The following is a 19,623-nucleotide window of genomic DNA, read 5'->3' as shown; positions in this document are numbered from 1 at the left end:
CCCATTCAAATACATACGTTAATGGAATAGCTAAGTCCTTAAATTGTGCGGAATGCAGCGTGTCTTGTTGTCCGTATGTTGCATGTCGTTGATATGTACCTTCGTGCAAATAGTACACATGAATCATTTTATTAGCAGTATCAACAATCCAATATTCCGCAATTCCATAGTGTTGGTAAGTATAAAATTTTTCGTTGTAGTCTTTTAAAGCGGTTGAAGGTGACAAGACTTCAACAACCAGTGTAGGTGCCCCGTAACATCCTTTTTGGACAATCTGTTTTTTATTGCAAATCACGGCAATATCGGGTTGGACAATGTCATCAGGGGTTTCATACGTTTCATTTTTGCTAAGGAATACATCAAACGGCGCCATAAAAACATAACAATGTTTGTTTTGGAAAAAATGGCGCAAAGCAAAATACAATTCTCCGACTGCAAATTGATGTTCCGAAGATGGAGCAGGTGTCGTATTATATGCTTTTCCATTTATAAGTTCCCAGCGACCTTCCCATGTTTTCCAGTCAGCGTAAGTGTAAATTTTGTTCGAGTCAGGGATATTGCCCATTGTTTCACCCTCTTTCATTTTTAAGAATACGTTTGTTTACAGTTTAGCAAAAGAAATCAAGGAAGTGTAGGGAGGACTTTCATTAGACGTTTATTTATCACCCGCTTACGCTCACAAGCGGGAGTGAGGGTCTTCTTGGTTCAGGATGATAAAAAAGGAATCTGGCGTTTGTTTGTCGAATGACATGAGTGAAGAATGTATGGGGAAAGGGAGAGAATGATGTCCGCATTTCAAGCGTTTGTTGTCAACAAAACCGAAACAGAATTTACCGCCGGTGTGCAGACGATTTCCATGGATGATTTGCCGGAAGGCGATGTCCTTGTCCGCGTCCATTATTCAAGCGTCAACTACAAAGACGGATTGGCGTCCATTCCGGACGGCAAAATTGTGAAAACGTATCCGTTTGTGCCCGGAATTGATTTGGCCGGGGTGGTTGTTTCGTCGCAACATCCGCGTTTTCGCGAAGGGGATGAGGTGATTGCGACCGGTTATGAAATCGGCGTGACACATTTCGGAGGCTACAGTGAATATGCTCGCCTGCACGGCGAATGGCTCGTTCCGCTGCCGAAAGGGTTGACGTTGAAAGAAGCGATGGCGATCGGGACAGCTGGGTTTACAGCGGCGCTGTCCATTCACCGTCTTGAGGAGCACGGGCTGACGCCGGAACGCGGACCGGTGCTTGTCACGGGGGCGACGGGCGGAGTCGGGAGTCTGGCCGTGTCGATGCTCGCGAAGCGCGGCTACACGGTGGAAGCGAGCACAGGCAAAGCGGCGGAGCACGATTATTTGCGCGTTTTAGGGGCGAAAGAAGTGTTGACGCGAGAGGACGTCACGGCTGAGCGCATTCGTCCGCTTGATCGGCAGCGCTGGGCAGCGGCAGTCGATCCGGTCGGCGGCCGGACGCTGGCCACGGTGTTAAGCCGCATCCGCTACGGCGGAGCCGTGGCGGTGAGCGGACTGACCGGAGGGGCGGAAGTGCCGACGACGGTCCATCCGTTTATTTTGCGCGGTGTCAGCTTGCTTGGCATCGATTCTGTCTATTGTCCAATGGATGTGCGCCTCCGCATTTGGGAGCGGCTCGCTGGCGACTTAAAGCCGGATTTGGAGCGGATTGCTCAAGAGATTTCGCTCGCTGAATTGCCGCAAGCGCTTAAGCGCATTTTGCGCGGCGAACTGCGCGGCCGGATGGTGGTGCGGCTGGGATGACGTTTGGGACGCGGTCTGCTTGAAGCAACGCCAAAAGCTCGATGCTTCCACATTCCTTCTTGTTTTGTCCTTGACACGAACACTTCCTAAAAGGTCGGTGAAAAACGATCATTTTCGTCAAATGGGTGATTTTTGTTGGAAAAGAAGAGACATTTTTACAAGGTTTCTTAACTTGAGAAGGGATATTGTTGAGCTGATTTTTTCATTAAATCACCAGTCTTCTAAAAGAGTGAAGGGGACGGGGGAGGCAGGCGTGCAGAAGAATAAGAGAAAGACGCAGGAAGCAGCGCCTGCGTCTTTTTTATCCCCGCAATTGATACCGCTCCAGCTCGGAGAAAAAGTCTTTCACAAACCGGTAAAACACTTTCACCGACGGGGCGAGCTCGTGATGGTCGGAGACGATGATGCCGACATTTCGCTTCACTTGCGGCATTTCAATCGGCACTTTGGCGGCGTAGCGAAGCAAGCTTTCCGACAGGGCGCTCTCCGGCAAGAGGGTCACGCCGATGCCGGCGGAGACAAGCCCTTTAATGGCATCGAGATCTTCGCCTTCCGATGAGATGTTGGGCGAAAATCCGGCTTGGTGGCAAGCGTCAATGACGATTTGATGCAAAATGTATCCCTTTGGAAACGTAACAAACGGGTCGTGGCGCAGTTCGTTTAACACGATCCGGTCGCGGCGAGCGAGCGGATGGCTGTTCGGCAGGAGGGCCGCAAACGGTTCAGAAAATAAAATTTCCCCTTTGATGCCGATTTCGCGTGCGGGAATTGGTCCAAGAAAGGCCAAGTCAATTTCCCGTTTTTTCACCGCTTCGATTAAATAATAGTACGACCCTTGGCGGAGATGGAACGAGACGTTTGGGTGTTCCGCTTTAAAGGCGGAGATGACCATGGGCATCATGTGGCTTGCCAGGCTTGTCGGAAACCCGATTTTAATCGTCCCGCGCTCCGGGTCTAAATATTCTTCGATTTGTTGCTTTGCATCATCGACCGCCTTCAACACCGCTTCGGCGTGCGGCAAAAAATGACGGCCGATGGGGGTGAGCTTCACGTTCCGCCCTTCCCGTTCAAAAAGCTGCACGCCAAGCTCCGCTTCTAAGTTTGCGATTTGCCGGCTGATCGCCGACTGCGCGACATGGAGGGCATCGGCGGCTTCGGAGACGTGTTCGCGCCGGGCGACTTCCACGAAATATTGCAGCTGCCGCAGCTCCATTTTTCTCCCTCCTTTTGATTGATCGCAAAATGAGATGGATTTTATCTAAATTATATATTGTTTATATTAATTTTGAAAACTACAATGAATATTACAGACAATTCGGAACGGGAGGGGAAGGCAGCATGAAACACTACGGATTACCGGAAGCGCAAGGGTTATATCGCCCGGAATTTGAGCATGATGCATGCGGGATCGGGTTTTATGCGCATTTGAAAGGAAAACCGTCGCACGACATTATCAAAAAGGCACTTCATATGCTTCGCCAGCTTGAACACCGCGGCGGACAAGGGAGCGATCCGGAAACGGGCGATGGCGCGGGCATTATGACGCAAATTCCGCATGAGTATTTTCAAGCGGTGTGCGGCGGGATGAACTTGCCGGAAAAAGGGCGCTACGGGGTCGGGATGTTCTTTTTGCCGGAAGAGGAAGCGAAACGGGCGTACTATGAATCGATGTTCAATGAGATCGTCGCTCAAGAAGGGCAACGGCTGCTCGGATGGCGGACAGTTCCAGTTGATCGTGAAAAGCTTGGCAAACTGGCGCGGCAAAGCCAGCCGTTCATCCGCCAAGTGTTTGTCGCGGCAAGTGATGACGTGGCTGATGAGTTGGCGTTTGAACGGAAGCTGTATGTGATCCGCAAACAATTCGAAAAATGTGTGGAAAACAACGAGTGCTATGTAGCGAGCTTCTCGAGCCGGACGATCGTTTATAAAGGGTTGCTTACGCCGGAACAAATCGATGCGTTTTATTTGGATTTGCAAGATGAACGGTTCCGTTCGGCGTTTGCCCTCGTGCACTCGCGCTTCAGCACGAACACGTTCCCGAGCTGGGAGCGGGCCCATCCGAACCGCTATTTGATCCATAACGGCGAGATCAACACGCTGCGCGGCAATGTCAACTGGATGACGGCGCGCGAGAAGCAATTTGTGTCGGAAGCGTTCGGCGCGGATTTGGAAAAAGTCGTGCCGATTTTGGATACGAACGGCAGCGACTCGTCGATTTTGGACAATGCGTTCGAATTTTTCGTTCTTGCTGGCCGGAAGCCGGCCCATGTCGCGATGATGCTCATTCCGGAACCGTGGTTTTGGGATGAGCAGATGGACGGGGCGAAAAAGGCGTTTTACGAGTACCATAGCTGTCTCATGGAGCCGTGGGATGGACCGACGGCGATTTCGTTCACCGACGGCAAGCAAATCGGCGCCATTTTGGACCGGAACGGCTTGCGTCCGGCCCGCTATTACGTCACCAAAGACGACTACATTATTTTTTCATCCGAAGTCGGCGTCATTGATGTCGACCCGAACAACATTTTATATAAGGAACGGCTGAGCCCGGGGAAAATGCTTTTGGTTGACCTCGAGCAAGGGCGCATCATCTCCGACCAGGAAATCAAGGAAGAAATGGCTCATGAAAAGCCATATCGCCAATGGATCAACGAGCAAATGATCACGCTTGGCGATCTGGAAATTCCGGAGGACGTCGAAGCGCCGAAGCAACTCGTCAAACTGCAAAAAGCGTTCGGCTACACGTTTGAAGATGTGGAAAAAACGATTTTGCCGATGGCGGCGGAAGGAAAAGATCCGACCGGCGCTATGGGCATGGACGCGCCGCTTGCCGTGCTGTCGGAGCGGCCGCAAAGTTTGTTCAACTACTTCAAGCAGCTGTTCGCCCAAGTGACAAATCCGCCGATTGATGCGATCCGCGAATATGTCGTCACCTCGACGATGACGCTGCTTGGCAAAGAAGGGAACATTTTGCATCCGGACGCCAAAGCGGCGCGGCGCATCCGCTTGGAAACTCCGCTATTGACGAACGAAGAGCTCGCAGCGTTAAAAGCCAATCCGTACCCGGAATTTGCGTGCGCGGTGCTGCCTACGCTGTTTACTGATGATTTGAAACAGGCGCTTGATGAGCTGTTTGCCAAAGCGGATGAAGCGATCGAAAACGGGGCGGCGCTTCTTGTGCTGTCCGACCGCGGCGTTGATGAAACACATGTCGCCATTCCGGTTTTGTTGGCGACAAGCGGGCTTCACCAGCATCTTGTCCGCAAAGGGACGCGCACGAACGTCAGCCTGCTTGTAGAAAGCGGTGAAGCGCGTGAAGTGCATCATTTTGCGGCGCTCATCGGCTACGGGGCGGACGCCATCAACCCGTACTTGGCGCTGGAGACGATCCGCCAAGCGTCAGAAAACGGCACGATCGCCTTGTCTTACCGTGAAGCGGTGAAAACATATATCAAGGCGGCTGTTGACGGTGTCGTCAAAGTGATGTCGAAAATGGGCATTTCGACGGTGCAAAGCTACCGCGGCGCACAAATTTTTGAGGCCGTCGGCATCGGCAACGATGTCATTGATGAATACTTTACCGGCACGGCATCGCAAATTGGCGGCATCGGGCTTGCGGAAATCGCCAAAGAAGCGAAAATGCGCCATGAGTCCGCATTTGACGCACGGTACGAAGACGATGTGCTGGATACGGGCAGCGAGCTGCAATGGCGACGCAACGGCGAACATCACGCGTTCAACCCGAAGACGATCCATTTGCTGCAGTGGGCGTGCCGGAAAAACGATTACAACCTCTATAAACAATATTCGAAACTGGCCAATGAAGAACAGTTGACGTTCTTGCGCAATTTGTTCGATTTCGATTCGAGCCGGCAACCGGTGCCGATTGAGGAAGTCGAACCGGTCGAGTCGATCGTCCGCCGCTTTAAAACAGGGGCCATGTCGTTCGGTTCGATCAGCCAGGAAGCCCATGAGGCGCTGGCGATCGCCATGAACCGGATCGGCGGAAAAAGCAACAGCGGCGAGGGCGGCGAAGACCCGGCCCGCTATGTGAAAGATGAAAACGGCGACTGGCGCCGCAGCGCGATCAAACAAGTGGCGTCCGGACGTTTTGGCGTAAAAAGCCATTATTTGGTCAATGCCGATGAATTGCAAATCAAAATGGCCCAAGGAGCAAAACCGGGTGAAGGCGGGCAGCTTCCGGCCAACAAAGTGTATCCGTGGGTCGGCAAAGTGCGCGGCTCAACGCCAGGGGTGGAGCTCATCTCTCCGCCGCCGCACCATGACATTTACTCGATTGAAGATTTGGCCCAACTCATTTATGATTTGAAAAACGCCAACAAAGATGCGCGCATCAGCGTGAAGCTCGTCGCCAAAGCCGGCGTTGGCACGATCGCCGCTGGCGTGGCGAAAGGGAACGCCGATGTCATTGTCATCAGCGGCTATGACGGCGGCACGGGCGCTTCGCCGAAAACGAGTATTAAACATGCCGGCCTGCCGTGGGAGCTTGGTTTGGCGGAAACGCATCAGACGCTCATGCTCAATGGGTTGCGCGACCGCGTCGTTCTAGAAACCGACGGCAAATTGATGACNGACGATTATGTGAAAAAACCGCCGAAAAGTATTAAACATGCCGGCCTGCCGTGGGAGCTTGGTTTGGCGGAAACGCATCAGACGCTCATGCTCAATGGGTTGCGCGACCGCGTCGTTCTAGAAACCGACGGCAAATTGATGACCGGCCGTGACGTTGTGATGGCGGCGCTGTTTGGGGCCGAAGAATTCGGATTTGCGACGGCACCGCTCGTCGTTTTAGGCTGTGTCATGATGCGCGTCTGCCATTTGGATACATGCCCGGTCGGCGTGGCGACGCAAAATCCGGAACTGCGTAAAAAATTCACCGGGAAGCCAGAACATGTCGTCAACTTTATGTACTTTGTCGCTCAAGAAGTGCGGGAAATTATGGCGGAGCTCGGCTTCCGCACGATCGACGAAATGGTCGGCCGCGTCGATGTCTTGAAGGTAAGCGAGCGGGCGAAAGCGCATTGGAAAGCGAAACATCTCGATCTGTCGCGTCTTCTGTACCAAGTCGATGGACCGCGCACTTGCATCAAAGGGCAAAACCATCGTTTGGAAGAGACGCTTGATCATACAGAAATTTTGCCGGCGGTGCAGCCAGCGCTTGAACGGCAGGAGCCGGTCGAACTTCACCTCGCCATCCGCAACGTCCACCGCACGGTCGGGGCGATGACCGGCAGCGAGATTTCGAAACGCTACGGTGAGGAAGGGTTGCCGGATGATACGATCCGCCTCCATTTCACCGGATCGGCCGGGCAAAGTTTTGCGGCGTTTGTGCCGAAAGGGATGACGCTCGAGCTCGTCGGCGACGCGAACGACTACGTCGGCAAAGGGCTTTCCGGCGGCAAAGTGATCGTCCGTCCGCCGCATGAGGCGCCGTTTGCCGCAGCGGACAATGTCATTATCGGCAACGTCGCTTTCTACGGGGCGACGAGCGGCGAGGCGTACATTCGCGGCCGCGCCGGTGAACGGTTCTGTGTGCGCAACAGCGGCGTTCATGCCGTTGTTGAGGGAGTCGGCGATCACGGGTGTGAATATATGACCGGCGGCCGCGTCGTCATCCTCGGTTCGGTTGGCAAAAACTTCGCCGCTGGCATGTCCGGGGGCATCGCTTACGTTCTCGCTGACGAAGACAGCTGGCAGCAAACCGCCAACCTTGAGCTCGTCTCGTTTGAGCGGCTCGAAGACGAGGAAGAAATTCGCGACGTGCGTCGGATGATCGAAAACCATTACCGCTATACGGGAAGCCCGCGGGCGGCGTTAGTGCTCGAAGAGTGGGATGCGTATGTCCGCCGGTTTGTCAAAGTCATTCCACACAACTACAAACTGATGGTGGAAACGATTCAAGCGCTCGAACAATCCGGGTTTTCGTATGATGAAGCTGCCTTGGCGGCGTTTGAAACGGTGGCGAAACGGAAAAAAGCGGCTGCCGTCGGTGTCCATGTGTTGCAAGCGGCCGCGAAATAAGGTCTTCCTTTCGGGCGGCTGTGGCATGGCGGCGCCGCTTTGGCCCCGCGGCCGCGCGGGGCTCGCTTTTTGACTGGCCTAACAGGCGGGAAGGCCGCATCGGGGAGAAGAGAGGNGCGAGCTCTTCTTCATACCGTTTATGGACTTCTCTATTTCCCGCCCATTTCAGCCTGAAATCATCCGTCGCCTTCTGCAAAGCCAGCAAAAACTCTGCCGAAAAGCAAGCGGCCGCGAAATAAGGTCTTCCTTTCGGGCGGCTGTGGCATGGCGGCGCCGCTTTGGCCCCGCGGCCGCGCGGGGCTCGCTTTTTGACTGGCCTAACAGGCGGGAAGGCCGCATCGGGGAGAAGAGAGGACGTGTACGGAAAGAAGGAGGGGGAACCATCGTGGGAAAAGCAACAGGGTTTATGGAATATGCACGCGAGGAGGAAAAAAAGCGCGACCCGCTTTCCCGTCTTGATGATTGGAAAGAATATACACAGCCGTTTTCGGAAGAGGTGCTGGCCCGCCAAGGCGCCCGCTGTATGGACTGTGGCACGCCGTTTTGTCATATGGGATTGGAGCTGAACGGCCTTACCTCGGGGTGTCCGGTGCACAACTTGATCCCAGAATGGAACGATTTGGTGTACCGAGGGCGCTGGAAAGAAGCGCTTGACCGACTTTTAAAGACCAATAATTTCCCGGAATTTACTGGACGCGTCTGTCCGGCGCCATGCGAAGGATCGTGCACGGTGGCCATTTCCGACCCAGCGGTTGCGATTAAAGGAATCGAACGGGCCATTATTGATAAAGGGTTTGCTGAAGGATGGGTGAAACCGCGCATCCCGAAGACGCGCACGGGGAAAAAGGTGGCCATCGTCGGCTCCGGCCCGGCCGGGTTGGCCTGCGCTGACCAACTCAACCAAGCCGGCCATTCGGTGACGGTGTATGAGCGGGCTGACCGCATCGGCGGCTTATTGATGTACGGCATTCCGAATATGAAGTTGGAAAAAGAAGTGGTCGAGCGGCGGGTGCGTCTGCTCGAAGAGGAAGGCATCACGTTTATTACGAACACCGAAGTCGTTTTCGGCCCAATTTTCATGGAACCATANGAAACCGGTTCAAAAAGGACGCCGAAAAATGGCTGACGAACTTCGTGCTCAGTACGACGCCGTCGTCTTGTGCATCGGTGCGCAAAAGCAGCGCGATTTGGCCATTGAAGGCCGGGAGCTTGAGGGGGTCCATTTTGCGATGGATTATTTGACCGGCGTGACGAAAAGTTTATTGGATTCGAATTTTGCCGACGGCCAGTTTATCGATGCCAAGGGAAAACGTGTCATCGTGATCGGGGGCGGCGACACGGGGGCCGACTGCGTGGCGACCGCGCTGCGCCAAGGCTGCAAAAGCGTCGTCCAGTTTGGCAAACACCCGGCTTTGCCGGACAAGCGCCCAGACAATAACCCTTGGCCGCAATATCCGCTCGTTTTCACGCTTGATTATGCGTATGAGGAAGCGAAGGCGAAATTTGGGGCAGACCCGCGTCAATATTGCATTCAAACGAAAAAAATCGTAGGCGACGAGCACGGCCGCGTGAAAGAGCTGCATACGATTCAAATGGAAAAAATCATTGATGAAAACGGCAAAGCGATCTTTAAAGAAATTCCGGGGACGGAACAAGTATGGCCGTGTGATTTGGTGTTTATCGCCATCGGGTTTGAAGGGCCAGAGCAGCCGTTGTTGAAGCAGTTTGGCGTTGAAACGATCAACAACAAAGTGAAAGCCCCATACGGCAAATATACAACAAACATCGAGGGCGTGTTTGCGGCTGGCGACGCCCGCCGCGGCCAAAGCCTGATCGTTTGGGCGATCCACGAGGGCCGGGGGGCGGCCCGTGAAGTGGACCGGTTCCTGATGGGAGAGACGAAGCTGCCGTCGTAACGGTTGTTTCCTCCTTAAAAAGTGTTGCTTTTTAAGGAGGATTTTTCTTTTGTTCATGAAAATATATTAAGTTATAATGAGGAACTTTCAATGTTTCCTTTTGGTTTGATCTCCGTACAAATCGACTTTGATATCCAGTGGTGGGCAACCGACTGATGCGGTTGTGAGGAAGCATCAACAAGGAGTGAGTCAGAGTGAACCGACGATTATGGATGATAGCGGCTGTCGGCGCGGTCTTTTTTTTGGCTGTTTGGGCAAGCGTGGCAGCCGGGGTGACAAAGGCGGCTGACGAAGGTGGGCTGCAGCTGTTTGATTCATGGCAATGGCTCGATCCGTTTACGTTTCTCGGCAATGGGAAAACAATAGGCATCATCAGTGTGATGCTTGTCATTGGTTTATGGTTTTTCCGCCGCGATGTCTATGGAATGGTGTTGGTTGTCGTCGCTGTTGGTGGGGGGTATGGCATCAACGAATGGATCAAGCATGTTGTGGGGCGGGAGCGCCCGCCGCATGCCGAGATCGGGGGGTTCAGTTTTCCGAGCGGCCACGCGATGATCGGGACGATTTACTTGCTGCTTTTAGCGTATTTTTTGGCGCAAACGCGCACCAAGCGTGGAGAACGGGCGGCCATTTACGGCGTGTTTGCGGCGCTGGCGCTCTTAACTGGCTTAAGCCGGTTAAGCTTGCAAGTGCATTATCCGTCTGATGTGCTTGGCGGGTTTGTGCTTGGCGGTGCTTACTTGGCGGCCTGTCTTGCTCTTTATCGGATGTGGATTCATCGAGGCGGCCGTTTGTAGCTGATCATCAAAAAATCATTTTTTGCCCCATGTTGATTTGATGATGAAGCCGATTCATCGGTTTGATTTAGCGTCTGATCTTGTCGAAAAGGAGAAGAAAATCTCTTTTTCTATACTATGACGTTGTGTGGGACAATGATACAATGGGGGAAAGGAGGTGAGAAACGATGAGCCAAGCCGAACTCGTGCAACTAATGGCTGAATTGCTTGACCAAAAGTTGAATCCGATCCACATGCGGCTCGATCGGATCGAAGGCGATGTCCGGGCCCTTCAAGAAGGACAAGCGCGTTTGGAAGGCGAGATCCAAGCGCTGAAAGAAGGACAGGCGCGCTTGGAAGGTGAAGTGCAGTTGTTGCAAGAGGGGCAAGCCCGCTTGGAACAGCGGCTTCACCGGGTGGAAGAGGATGTGCGCACATTAAAAGCGGACATGGACATGGTCAAAGGCGACGTGCAAACGTTGAAAGCGGACATGGACGCGGTCAAAGGTGACGTGCAAACGTTGAAAGCGGACATGGACGCGGTCAAAGGCGACGTGCAAACGTTGAAAGCGGACATGGACATGATCAAGGGCGACGTGCAAACGCTCAAAGAAGGGCAACAACGGCTTGAAGCGAAAGTTGAACGGGTCGAAGAAAAAGTTGACAACCTCGCAACAGAAATGCGGAGCCACTTTCGCCACATCGAGAACATGCTTCATAAGCATCAGGCCGCTCTTGATCTGGCTTCGCGCGAGTTCTCTTCCAAACAGGCATCCATCGATTATTTGATGAAAAAAGTGACAGAGCATGATATGGAAATTTTCCACTTAAAAAATTATCTCCAACCATAATGTTCTTCACCGCAACAAAGAAAAAAGTCTAAAAGGCCGGTGGTAACTAGGAAAATGCGATGGAATAAGGCGTGTTTTCACTGGTCTTCTAGACAGCTTTTTCAGCATATGCTTTATAGAGGAAAGATCTGAGTCACAGGGAGGAAGCGATATGGCGGCCCGGATCGTGAAAACGGGGTATGCGTTGGCGTTTTTGTGCATCATTGCCGGCATTGTGTATTTTTTTGCCGCCAACTGGCCGGGGATGGGGCGAGAGGTGAAAGTCGGAATCAGCATCGGCATGATGGCGGCATTTTACATCGCAAGCGCGGCGCTTTGGGGCCGCCATCGTTTCTTAGGGCGCTGGATGCTGATCGGCGGGGTGTTGTCATTTGGCATTGCGTTGGCGTTGCTTGGACAAATTTACAATTCGCATGCTGACAGTTATTGGCTGTTTCTTGCCTGGCTTGCGCCGACCGCTTTGTTGGCGCTGCTGACAAAAGAACGGGTGCTGTCCGTGATCGCGATTGGGTTGTTGCAGCTTGCGTGCTGGTTTTATTATTTTCCGTCCGCTTATCGGATTGAGTGGACGGAATGGTCGTCGTTTGGTTTGCTCTTATTGTTTGCAGCGATCAACGGCGTGCTGGTTGGTGTCAGCCGTACGCCGTTAGTCGCCCATCTCGCTTATATTGCCATGCAAGGTTGGCTGCTTGTGATTGACGTAACCGGTTTTTCCTATGGGCGCGACGCATGGTGGCCATACGTGTATACCGTGTTGCTCGCCGTGTTGCTTTATTATTTTCTTGTCATCGCCAAGCAGCGGCCGTACGTGTTGTTGACGAGTTTGTTTGCTGGACTGTTTTTGTTCATTCAATACATTCGCTTGCTCGCAGATCATTTTGAAACGTGGCTGCTTCTCATTGGGCTTATGGCGGCCGCTGCTGTGCTGTGCGGCGGCGTTGTGCTATTGCGGCGGGCTGGGCTGTTTTCAGCGGAGACGAAAGCTGGAAGGCGTTTTTTGGCGTCGTTTCAAGCGATTGTCACGCTTGCGGCTTCCGCGTTGGCCATACAAAGCCTGCTTGGCTTGTATTTCCTTTGGACAGAGTCATGGTCGCCTTACGTGCTCTTTTTCATTTCCATCTTTGGATTTGTCGTTCCCGCCTCATTTGGCCGGCGTTGGAATCCGGTCGTTCGTTATACACTGCTTGCTATTGGTTACGGGCTCGGGGTGGCGATGGCGTGGGAGGTCTCGCGGTCGACTCTGTTCCTCTATGCCATTGGGCTTGCGATTGGCGTCATCCGATCATCAGACAGCGGAGTGCGCCGGTTGACGACGGCGGCGCTGACGGTCTATTTAGGGATCGCCTTAAGTTCGGTGATGGATGACGGCCGGATGGTGTTGCTCACCTTGGCTTTGGTCAACGGCGGGTTGTATGCGTATGGCCGCTTTCGCGAAACGCCGTTTCTCACTCCGCTTGTCTTGGCGTTCGGCGCGCTTGGGATTGCGACAAGCGTTGATGTGTTTGCGGCTGATGGACTGTACGTGACGTTGAATATCGCCATGATTTTGGCGCTTGCCTTCTTTCTTTTCCGCGGTCGGCAACTGGAGCGGAAGACCGCTTGGGTGTACACAGCGCTTTATCTCGTGCTGAAATATTATGAACTCGCATGGAATTTGCTTCATAAATCGGTCAGTTTGCTGGCGGCGGGAGCGGTGTTGCTCGCATGGGCGGTATGGCTTGAGAAACGAAATGGCTTCACATGGAGGCTGGGCGTGCGCTGGGGGCGGCGCGTTTCGTTGTTGACGCTCATAGTCGTGATCGCTCAATTTTCATTTTTAGGTTATACCGTGTGGCAAAAAGAACGATTGTTGCGATATGGTGATGTAGTAAAGTTGGAACTTGAACCGTTGGATCCACGTTCCATGTTGCAAGGGGATTATATTCAGCTTCGGTACGATATTTCCACCATTCCGTCGCTTGACGGAAGCGGACGGGTGCAAGTCGGGCTGCGAAAAGGAGAGGACGGGGTGCACCGTTTGGCTGGCGTATATATGGTCAATGGGGAAAAAAGGCCGGGATACACGCCGCAACCGGGGGATGTGATCATCACCGGTACGTTTCACGGCCCGCAAGTCCTGTATGGCATTGAATCGTATTTCATTCCGGAAAAAACGGGGATGAAACGGCAAGAGAATGTTCGGTTTGCCTATGTGCGCGTGAGCGAAAACGGTGATGCGCTGCTCGAAGCGATCCGTGCTGAATAAGGATGGCGGGGGAAGCAGGAAAAACTACTCCCCCGCGTAACGATCCAGCACGCGGTCAACCGCGCTGCCGTATGTTTCGCCAAATAAATTTAGATGAACGAGCAAGTAAAACAGCTGGTAGAGTGGTTTTCGGCCATGATAATCAGCCGAGAGCGGCATAAGCTCGCGATAGCTCTCATAAAACCGGACTGGGAAGCCGCCAAACAGCTCGGTAAACGCGATCTCAAACTCATGATGGCCATATAAAACAGACGGATCGATCAAATACGGCACTCCGTCTGGTCCTGGAATCCAGTTGCCGCTCCATAAATCGCCATGCAAAAGCGACGGAAAACAGTCATCCGGGAGCCATTGGTCAAGCCGCTCGAGCAGCCATTCGAGACGTTTGCGCCGCTTGACGGGCAGGAGGCCTCTCTCCGCCGCTCGCGTTATTTGTGGTCTAAGGCGGGCGTCGCGGTAATAGTCGGTCCAGCGGCCGTACCAGCCGTTGCGCTGCGGCAGCATGCCGATATAGGTATCGCGGTCAAGCCCGAACGCCGGTCCGCGGCATTGATGGAGGCGGGCAAGGCCGCGGCCGAGCTGTTCGGCCGTCTGTTCCGTTTCTGTTCCTTCGATCCACTCCAAGACGAGCCAGCCCCAGCCGTCCGCTTCCCCGAAGCCGAAGGTATGCGGAACGTTGATGGCACGTGCTTGCCTGATCAGCTCGAGGCCCATCTGTTCGGCAGCGAAAAATCCACTCGGCGGGAAACGTTGCATTTTGATAAAGTACGTTTGTTTGCCGCTTTGGACGCGATAGACGTCATTGATGTCGCCGCCTGATACGCGGCGCCAATGGCGGATGTGGGAGTGGTCGCCGATCGATTCGAGCGCCATTTGCAACATCGTTTCTTTGGTCATGGATCCACCTCCGCCAACTGCTCATTGAGCTCGTTCAGCACTTCACCGATTTTTCGCTGATGGATGACAGCATCGGCGAGATCGTCCAGTTCCGTCGGTTCCCAATTGATGATCACGAGTTTAGCCCCACTCCGCTTGGCAACAAGCGGCAGCTGGTTGGCTGGGGATACCTGCAGAGAGGAGCCGAGCACAACGAACAAGTCCGCTTGGCGGGCCGCTTCCCACGCTTGATCGATGGCTTTCTCCGGCAGCGGCTCGCCAAACAGCACGACCGACGGGCGCAAAACTCCGCCGCATTCGCACGTCAACACACCGTGCAAATAGACAAAGCTGGGTTTTGACTCCCCGCACCGCTGACAATGGACGGTGCGGAGCGAGCCATGAAGTTCGATGACGCGTCGGCTTCCCGCTTCTTGGTGAAAGCCATCGACATTTTGCGTCACAATCGTTTGCACGATCCCGCGCCGCTCCCAATCGGCCAATAAGCGGTGTCCGTCATGCGGTTGGCATTGTTGCAAGGTGCGAATGCGATATTGGTAAAACTCGACGAACGATTCACGGCGATGGTACAGCGCATCGATGGTAGCGAGTTCGCTCGGGTTAAAACGCGCCCACAGCCCGGTGCGCGGCGAGCGGAAATCGGGCAGCCCGCTTTCGGTTGACATGCCGGCGCCGGTCAGCACGACGGTGTGGCGCGAGGCGGCCAGCCATGAGGTGATGGTCATTCTGTTTCCCTCCTTACTGTCGCAACCATAGCGACTCTCGTTTCTGCTGCTTCATACCTTTCCACCAATCATTTTACTTTTCCTTTTCACTCGTTTCCAGTATGATAGAAATGAAAGAAAAAAATGGACAAGGAGGCGGGAATCCATGAGCAAAAAAGTGCTGATCATCACGGGTGATGCTGTTGAGGCGCTTGAAGTATACTATCCGTATTACCGCTTGCTTGAAGAAGGTTATGAAGCGACGATTGCCGCGCCGAAGAAAAAGAAACTGCATACGGTCGTTCACGATTTTGCCGACTGGGATACGTACGTGGAAAAGCAAGGCTATTTGATCGACGCCCATGCATCGTTCGCCGAGGTTGACCCGGCGCAATACGACGGATTGGTCATTCCGGGCGGGCGCGCTCCGGAGTACATTCGCCTTGATGAGAACGTGCAGCGCATCGTTCGCCATTTCTTTGAGGCGAATAAGCCGATTGCCGCCATTTGCCACGCCTCGCTCATTTTTGAAACAATGCCGGATTTGCTGAAAGGACGGAGTTTGACAGCGTATATTGCCTGCAAGCCGGGGGTTGAGGCGCTAGGAGCGACGTATGTGTCTGACCATACAGTCCACGTTGACGGCAACCTCGTCTCCGCCCATGCGTGGCCGGATTTGCCGGCGTTTATGCGTGAGTTCCTTCGATTGCTCCAATAGCCAAAAAGCGGTCTCCCTTTGGGTGAGGGGAGACCGCTTGTGCATGCAACAGGGTTTTGGGTGCGGCGGGCGGCGCTGTTTTTCATGGCTAAAGGTTCCCGCTTGTGATGGCGGGTTTTATTTTTGATGATGCTGTCCGCCAAACGGCCCGGCCGTCATCCTGCGATATCCACTTGTTCCGTCTTCACTTTCGGCGCTTTTGTCGCCAAATAGACGCCGAACAAGACGATTGCGCCGCCGGCCAGCTGCAGGACGGATAGAGCACCGCCAAGCAAAAACGTGATCACAGCGGTAAATACGGCAATTAAGTTTAAATATACACCGGCATGGCTCGGACCGACTTTTTGCACTGAGATGTTCCAAAATAAGAAGGAAAGAATGGACGGAAACAAGCAAATATAGACCAATCCGGCGAGCCCAGCTGCACTTATGTGATCAGCTGGAAACGGATAAAAGAATGCGAACGGCCACAGCAGCAGCAAGCTAAAAAAAACGGAGCACGTTGTCGCTGTAATCGGTGGGACGGGTAGTTTTTTGCCGATGATCGAATAAAGCGCCCAGACGACACCGGCGGCGAGCATCATCAAATCACCGCGGTTGTAGTTCATTCGGAAGACGTGTGCTATATGCCCATCCGTTAAAATAAACAATACACCGGCCAGCGACAACAAAAAGCCGGCAATATTGGTTTTTGACAGCCGCTCCCGCAGCAGCGCATACGACAACACGACGATGATCGCCGGATTGAGCGAATTGACGATCGCTGCGTTCATCGGCGATGTATAGGCGAGCGCGCCGTATAAAAGCAAATTATAGCCGATGACGCCAAGAATTCCGGCTGCAGCGAGCGGCAGCCAATATTGTTTGATGATGTCCTGGTAGCGCGGCCGCTCAAGCCAGTACGATACGGGCGCCAACACGATAAAAGCGGCGCACCAACGGATCAACGTCAGCCAAAATGGGCCCGTTTCCGCAATGATGGACTTCCCGATGACGTAATTGCCGGCCCAAAACAAGTTGGCCAGCACGAGAAACAGCTTTTCTCTCATTCTTTTTCGCTCCTGTCTAGTTTTTCCTTTCTTTTACGTTTACTTCATTGCTGCTCTGATTTCCTTCTTGCATGTTGTTTTTCTGCCGTCAGCCACCCCTGTTGCTGTTTTGCCAACAGCGGAACATGAACGGTGGGAAGAAGGCTGCGCTGGCTCAGGACGCATGCTGTTTCACGTTCGGCGGAAAGATGCATGTGTTTGCCGAAAGGGGTGTACAATAAGGGTTGTCTTTTTCCGGTTCATAGGATAACATTTGTACCGTAAGATGATTTACTGATTTAAACAAAAATAGAGAAAAGGAAGGACGATTGTTATGGCATTACCAGGCGGGGCAGCGATGAACATTACGATTCGTCTCCAGTTCGAAAAAGATATCGTCTCGTTCAGCGATATCGCCGCCGCAATCGGCAAAGCGGGCGGGGACATTGTCGGAATTGACGTCATTTCATCAAGCAAAGTTCACACGGTGCGCGACATCACCGTCAGCGCCCTCGACACGAAGCAGTGCGATTTGATCATTGAGGCGCTGAAAAAAATTCGCGGTGTCAAAATCATCAACGTTTCCGACCGCACGTTTTTGATGCACATCGGGGGGAAAATTGAAACAAATTCAAAAATCCCAGTGAAAACGCGCGACGACTTGTCGCGGGTGTACACGCCGGGCGTGGCGCGCGTCTGCACGGCCATCGCTGAGGATCCGCGCAAGGCGTATTCGCTGACGATTAAACGGAATACGGTCGCCGTTGTCTCGGATGGCACGGCGGTGCTCGGGCTTGGCGACATCGGCCCGTATGCGGCGATGCCGGTCATGGAAGGGAAAGCGATGCTGTTTAAGGAATTTGCCGGAGTGGACGCGTTCCCGATTTGTTTGGATACGAAAGACACGGAAGAAATCATTCAAATTGTGAAAGCGATCGCCCCGGCGTTTGGCGGCATTAATCTCGAAGACATTTCCGCTCCGCGCTGCTTTGAGATTGAAAAGCGGTTGAAGGAAGAGCTTGACATCCCGGTGTTCCATGACGACCAACACGGCACGGCGGTCGTGCTCTTGGCCGGGTTGCTTAATGCGTTGAAAATCGTCGACAAAAAGCTCGAGGACATTAAAGTGGTTCTCACCGGCATTGGCGCCGCTGGCATCGCCTGCACGAAAATTTTGCTTGCGGCCGGCGTACGCAACATTATCGGGGTCGACCGCCACGGCGCCATCCATCGCGATGAAACGTATGAAAATCCGTATTGGCAAGAATATGCGCAAATCACGAACCCGGATAATCTGAAAGGAAGCTTGTCCGATGTCATCGCCGGCGCAGATGTGTTTATTGGCGTCTCAGCTCCCGGCATTTTAAAAGTGGAAGATGTGAAAAAAATGGCGCGCGACCCGATCGTGTTTGCGATGGCCAACCCGATTCCGGAAATTGATCCGGAGCTGGCCGAACCGTACGTGCGCGTTATGGCGACCGGACGTTCTGATTATCCGAACCAAATTAACAACGTCCTTTGCTTCCCGGGCATTTTCCGCGGGGCGCTCGACTGCCGGGCGAGAGAAATTAACGAGGAAATGAAGCTTGCCGCTGCGAAGGCGATTGCCTCTGTCGTGACGGAGGATGAATTGAACGAAACATACATCATCCCGAGCGTCTTCAACAGCAAAGTCGTTGAACGCGTCAGACAAGCGGTCATCGAAGCCGCTTACCGCACTGGGGTGGCGCGGAAGGACAATATCCCGGTTGGCGGATATACAGGGCAGTAAAGCAAGGAATGCGATGGAACCGACGGACGGCTTCCTTTATAGGGGAAGCCGTTTTTTTGGCTGCAGGAGCGGGTCTAACTGTGGCTGCGGCGGGCTAAATCTAGTTTAGGGATAGGAAATCAAGCGCTTAAGGGGCGAATGGCCGATGATCAATCAATATTTCCAAAAAATCAATGAACATCTGGAACTCGTTTTAAGCCATGAAAAGGACAATCTAAAAAAGGCCGCCCATATGGTAAGCGAAGCGATTCAAAACGGCGGAATCGTTCAGTTATTCGGATGCGGCCACTCCCATATTTTGACAGAGGAAGTGTTTTACCGGGCGGGAGGGCTTGTTCCGGTGAAACCGATCTTTGTCGAGCCGCTGATGCTTCACGAAGGGGCGGTGCGGTCGTCCATGTTGGAGAGAATGAATGATTTGGCACAAAATTTTATCAATCATGAGGATATCCGTCCTGAAGATGTGTTTTTTGTTTTGTCCACATCGGGGCGCAATCCTGTTCCGATTGATGTGGCGTTGGCAGCAAAGGAGAAAGGGGCGTACACGATCGCGATTACATCTTTGGAATATTCGAAGAGTCAACCGTCGCGGCATAAGAGCGGTCGGTTATTGTATGAAGTGGTGGACTTGGTGATTGACAATCATTGTGTGAGAGGAGACGCGATTTTAGCTCATCCGAATGTTTCCGTTCCATTTGCCCCTACTTCGACCGTGATCGGCAGCGCGATTTTAAACGCCGTTTTCGCCGAGGCGATTGTCCTCATGGCGGAAAATGGAATAGAACCGCCGATCTTTTTAAGCGGCAACATTGAGGGGGCGGACGAACATAACCGCCGATGGGTGGAGAAATATAAAGAACGCATTCCGGTGTTGGTTGAGGGGCATCAACTATCGCAATAGAAG

At 53.3% G+C, this 19,623-nt stretch carries 13 protein-coding genes and 1 pseudogene; 9 read left to right on the top strand and 5 right to left on the bottom strand.

Annotated elements, in window-relative coordinates; all coding sequences use genetic code 11:
- A partial coding sequence (locus tag T260_RS127390) for a Uma2 family endonuclease (protein WP_023634143.1) occupies positions 1 to 565 on the bottom strand: 565 nt, incomplete at its 3' end.
- 219 nt (positions 566 to 784) lie between these two features.
- Between T260_RS127390 and T260_RS0120490 the strand changes: the two genes are divergently transcribed.
- Positions 785 to 1,771, top strand: a complete 987-nt coding sequence (locus tag T260_RS0120490) for an NADPH:quinone oxidoreductase family protein (protein WP_031212882.1) — start codon at positions 785 to 787, stop codon at positions 1,769 to 1,771.
- 301 nt (positions 1,772 to 2,072) lie between these two features.
- Here T260_RS0120490 and gltC read toward each other — a convergent pair whose 3' ends face one another.
- The gene (gltC, locus tag T260_RS127395; protein ID WP_011230926.1) at positions 2,073 to 2,984 is read right to left on the bottom strand and encodes a glutamate biosynthesis transcriptional regulator GltC; all 912 of its coding nucleotides are present in this window, start codon (positions 2,982 to 2,984) and stop codon (positions 2,073 to 2,075) included.
- A gap of 125 nt (positions 2,985 to 3,109) precedes the next feature.
- Between gltC and gltB the strand changes: the two genes are divergently transcribed.
- The 5 genes and pseudogenes from gltB to T260_RS127410 all read left to right on the top strand — a co-directional run bounded on the left by gltB (position 3,110) and on the right by T260_RS127410 (position 13,601).
- A complete protein-coding gene (gene gltB, locus T260_RS0120485) occupies positions 3,110 to 7,813 on the top strand; it encodes a glutamate synthase large subunit (protein WP_023634142.1) in 4,704 nt (1,567 codons plus the stop codon).
- Positions 7,814 to 8,198: 385 nt separating this feature from the next.
- A pseudogene (locus T260_RS01000000138035) lies at positions 8,199 to 9,729 on the top strand (glutamate synthase subunit beta).
- A gap of 212 nt (positions 9,730 to 9,941) precedes the next feature.
- Positions 9,942 to 10,526: a phosphatase PAP2 family protein gene (locus T260_RS127400; RefSeq protein ID WP_020278734.1), complete on the top strand. Its 585-nt coding sequence runs from the start codon at positions 9,942 to 9,944 to the stop codon at positions 10,524 to 10,526.
- A 167-nt stretch (positions 10,527 to 10,693) separates the two neighbouring features.
- Positions 10,694 to 11,356: a hypothetical protein gene (locus T260_RS127405; RefSeq protein WP_014195611.1), complete on the top strand. Its 663-nt coding sequence runs from the start codon at positions 10,694 to 10,696 to the stop codon at positions 11,354 to 11,356.
- Positions 11,357 to 11,507: 151 nt separating this feature from the next.
- On the top strand, positions 11,508 to 13,601 hold the full coding sequence (locus T260_RS127410; protein ID WP_011230931.1) for a GDYXXLXY domain-containing protein: 2,094 nt from the start codon (positions 11,508 to 11,510) through the stop codon (positions 13,599 to 13,601).
- Positions 13,602 to 13,625: 24 nt separating this feature from the next.
- Here the strand turns inward: T260_RS127410 and T260_RS127415 are convergent, their stop codons facing one another.
- Positions 13,626 to 14,498 (bottom strand): fructosamine kinase family protein, encoded by an 873-nt coding sequence (locus tag T260_RS127415; protein ID WP_014195613.1) that lies wholly within the window; start codon positions 14,496 to 14,498, stop codon positions 13,626 to 13,628.
- Positions 14,495 to 15,223: an NAD-dependent deacylase gene (locus T260_RS127420; RefSeq protein WP_014195614.1), complete on the bottom strand. Its 729-nt coding sequence runs from the start codon at positions 15,221 to 15,223 to the stop codon at positions 14,495 to 14,497. The genes T260_RS127415 and T260_RS127420 overlap by 4 nt, the downstream gene beginning before the upstream one ends.
- A gap of 145 nt (positions 15,224 to 15,368) precedes the next feature.
- Here T260_RS127420 and T260_RS127425 point away from each other — a divergent pair, with 145 nt between their 5' ends.
- On the top strand, positions 15,369 to 15,920 hold the full coding sequence (locus T260_RS127425) for a DJ-1/PfpI family protein (protein WP_023634140.1): 552 nt from the start codon (positions 15,369 to 15,371) through the stop codon (positions 15,918 to 15,920).
- A 155-nt stretch (positions 15,921 to 16,075) separates the two neighbouring features.
- Here T260_RS127425 and T260_RS127430 read toward each other — a convergent pair whose 3' ends face one another.
- Positions 16,076 to 16,969 carry a DMT family transporter gene (locus tag T260_RS127430; protein ID WP_023634139.1) on the bottom strand — a complete coding sequence of 298 codons (894 nt, stop codon included), beginning with the start codon at positions 16,967 to 16,969 and terminating at the stop codon, positions 16,076 to 16,078.
- 313 nt (positions 16,970 to 17,282) lie between these two features.
- Between T260_RS127430 and T260_RS127435 the strand changes: the two genes are divergently transcribed.
- Together T260_RS127435 and T260_RS127440 are read left to right on the top strand one after the other, a co-directional pair.
- Complete coding sequence (locus T260_RS127435; protein ID WP_014195615.1) at positions 17,283 to 18,719, top strand: NAD-dependent malic enzyme; 1,437 nt, start codon at positions 17,283 to 17,285, stop codon at positions 18,717 to 18,719.
- 145 nt (positions 18,720 to 18,864) lie between these two features.
- Entirely contained in the window at positions 18,865 to 19,620 is a 756-nt protein-coding gene (locus tag T260_RS127440) for an SIS domain-containing protein (protein WP_011230937.1), read from the top strand.
- Positions 19,621 to 19,623 lie beyond the last annotated feature (3 nt).

It is taken from the genome of Geobacillus thermopakistaniensis (assembly GCF_000498995.1).
GTDB lineage: Bacteria > Bacillota > Bacilli > Bacillales > Anoxybacillaceae > Geobacillus > Geobacillus thermoleovorans.
This window is presented reverse-complemented; position numbering and strand designations above follow the sequence as displayed.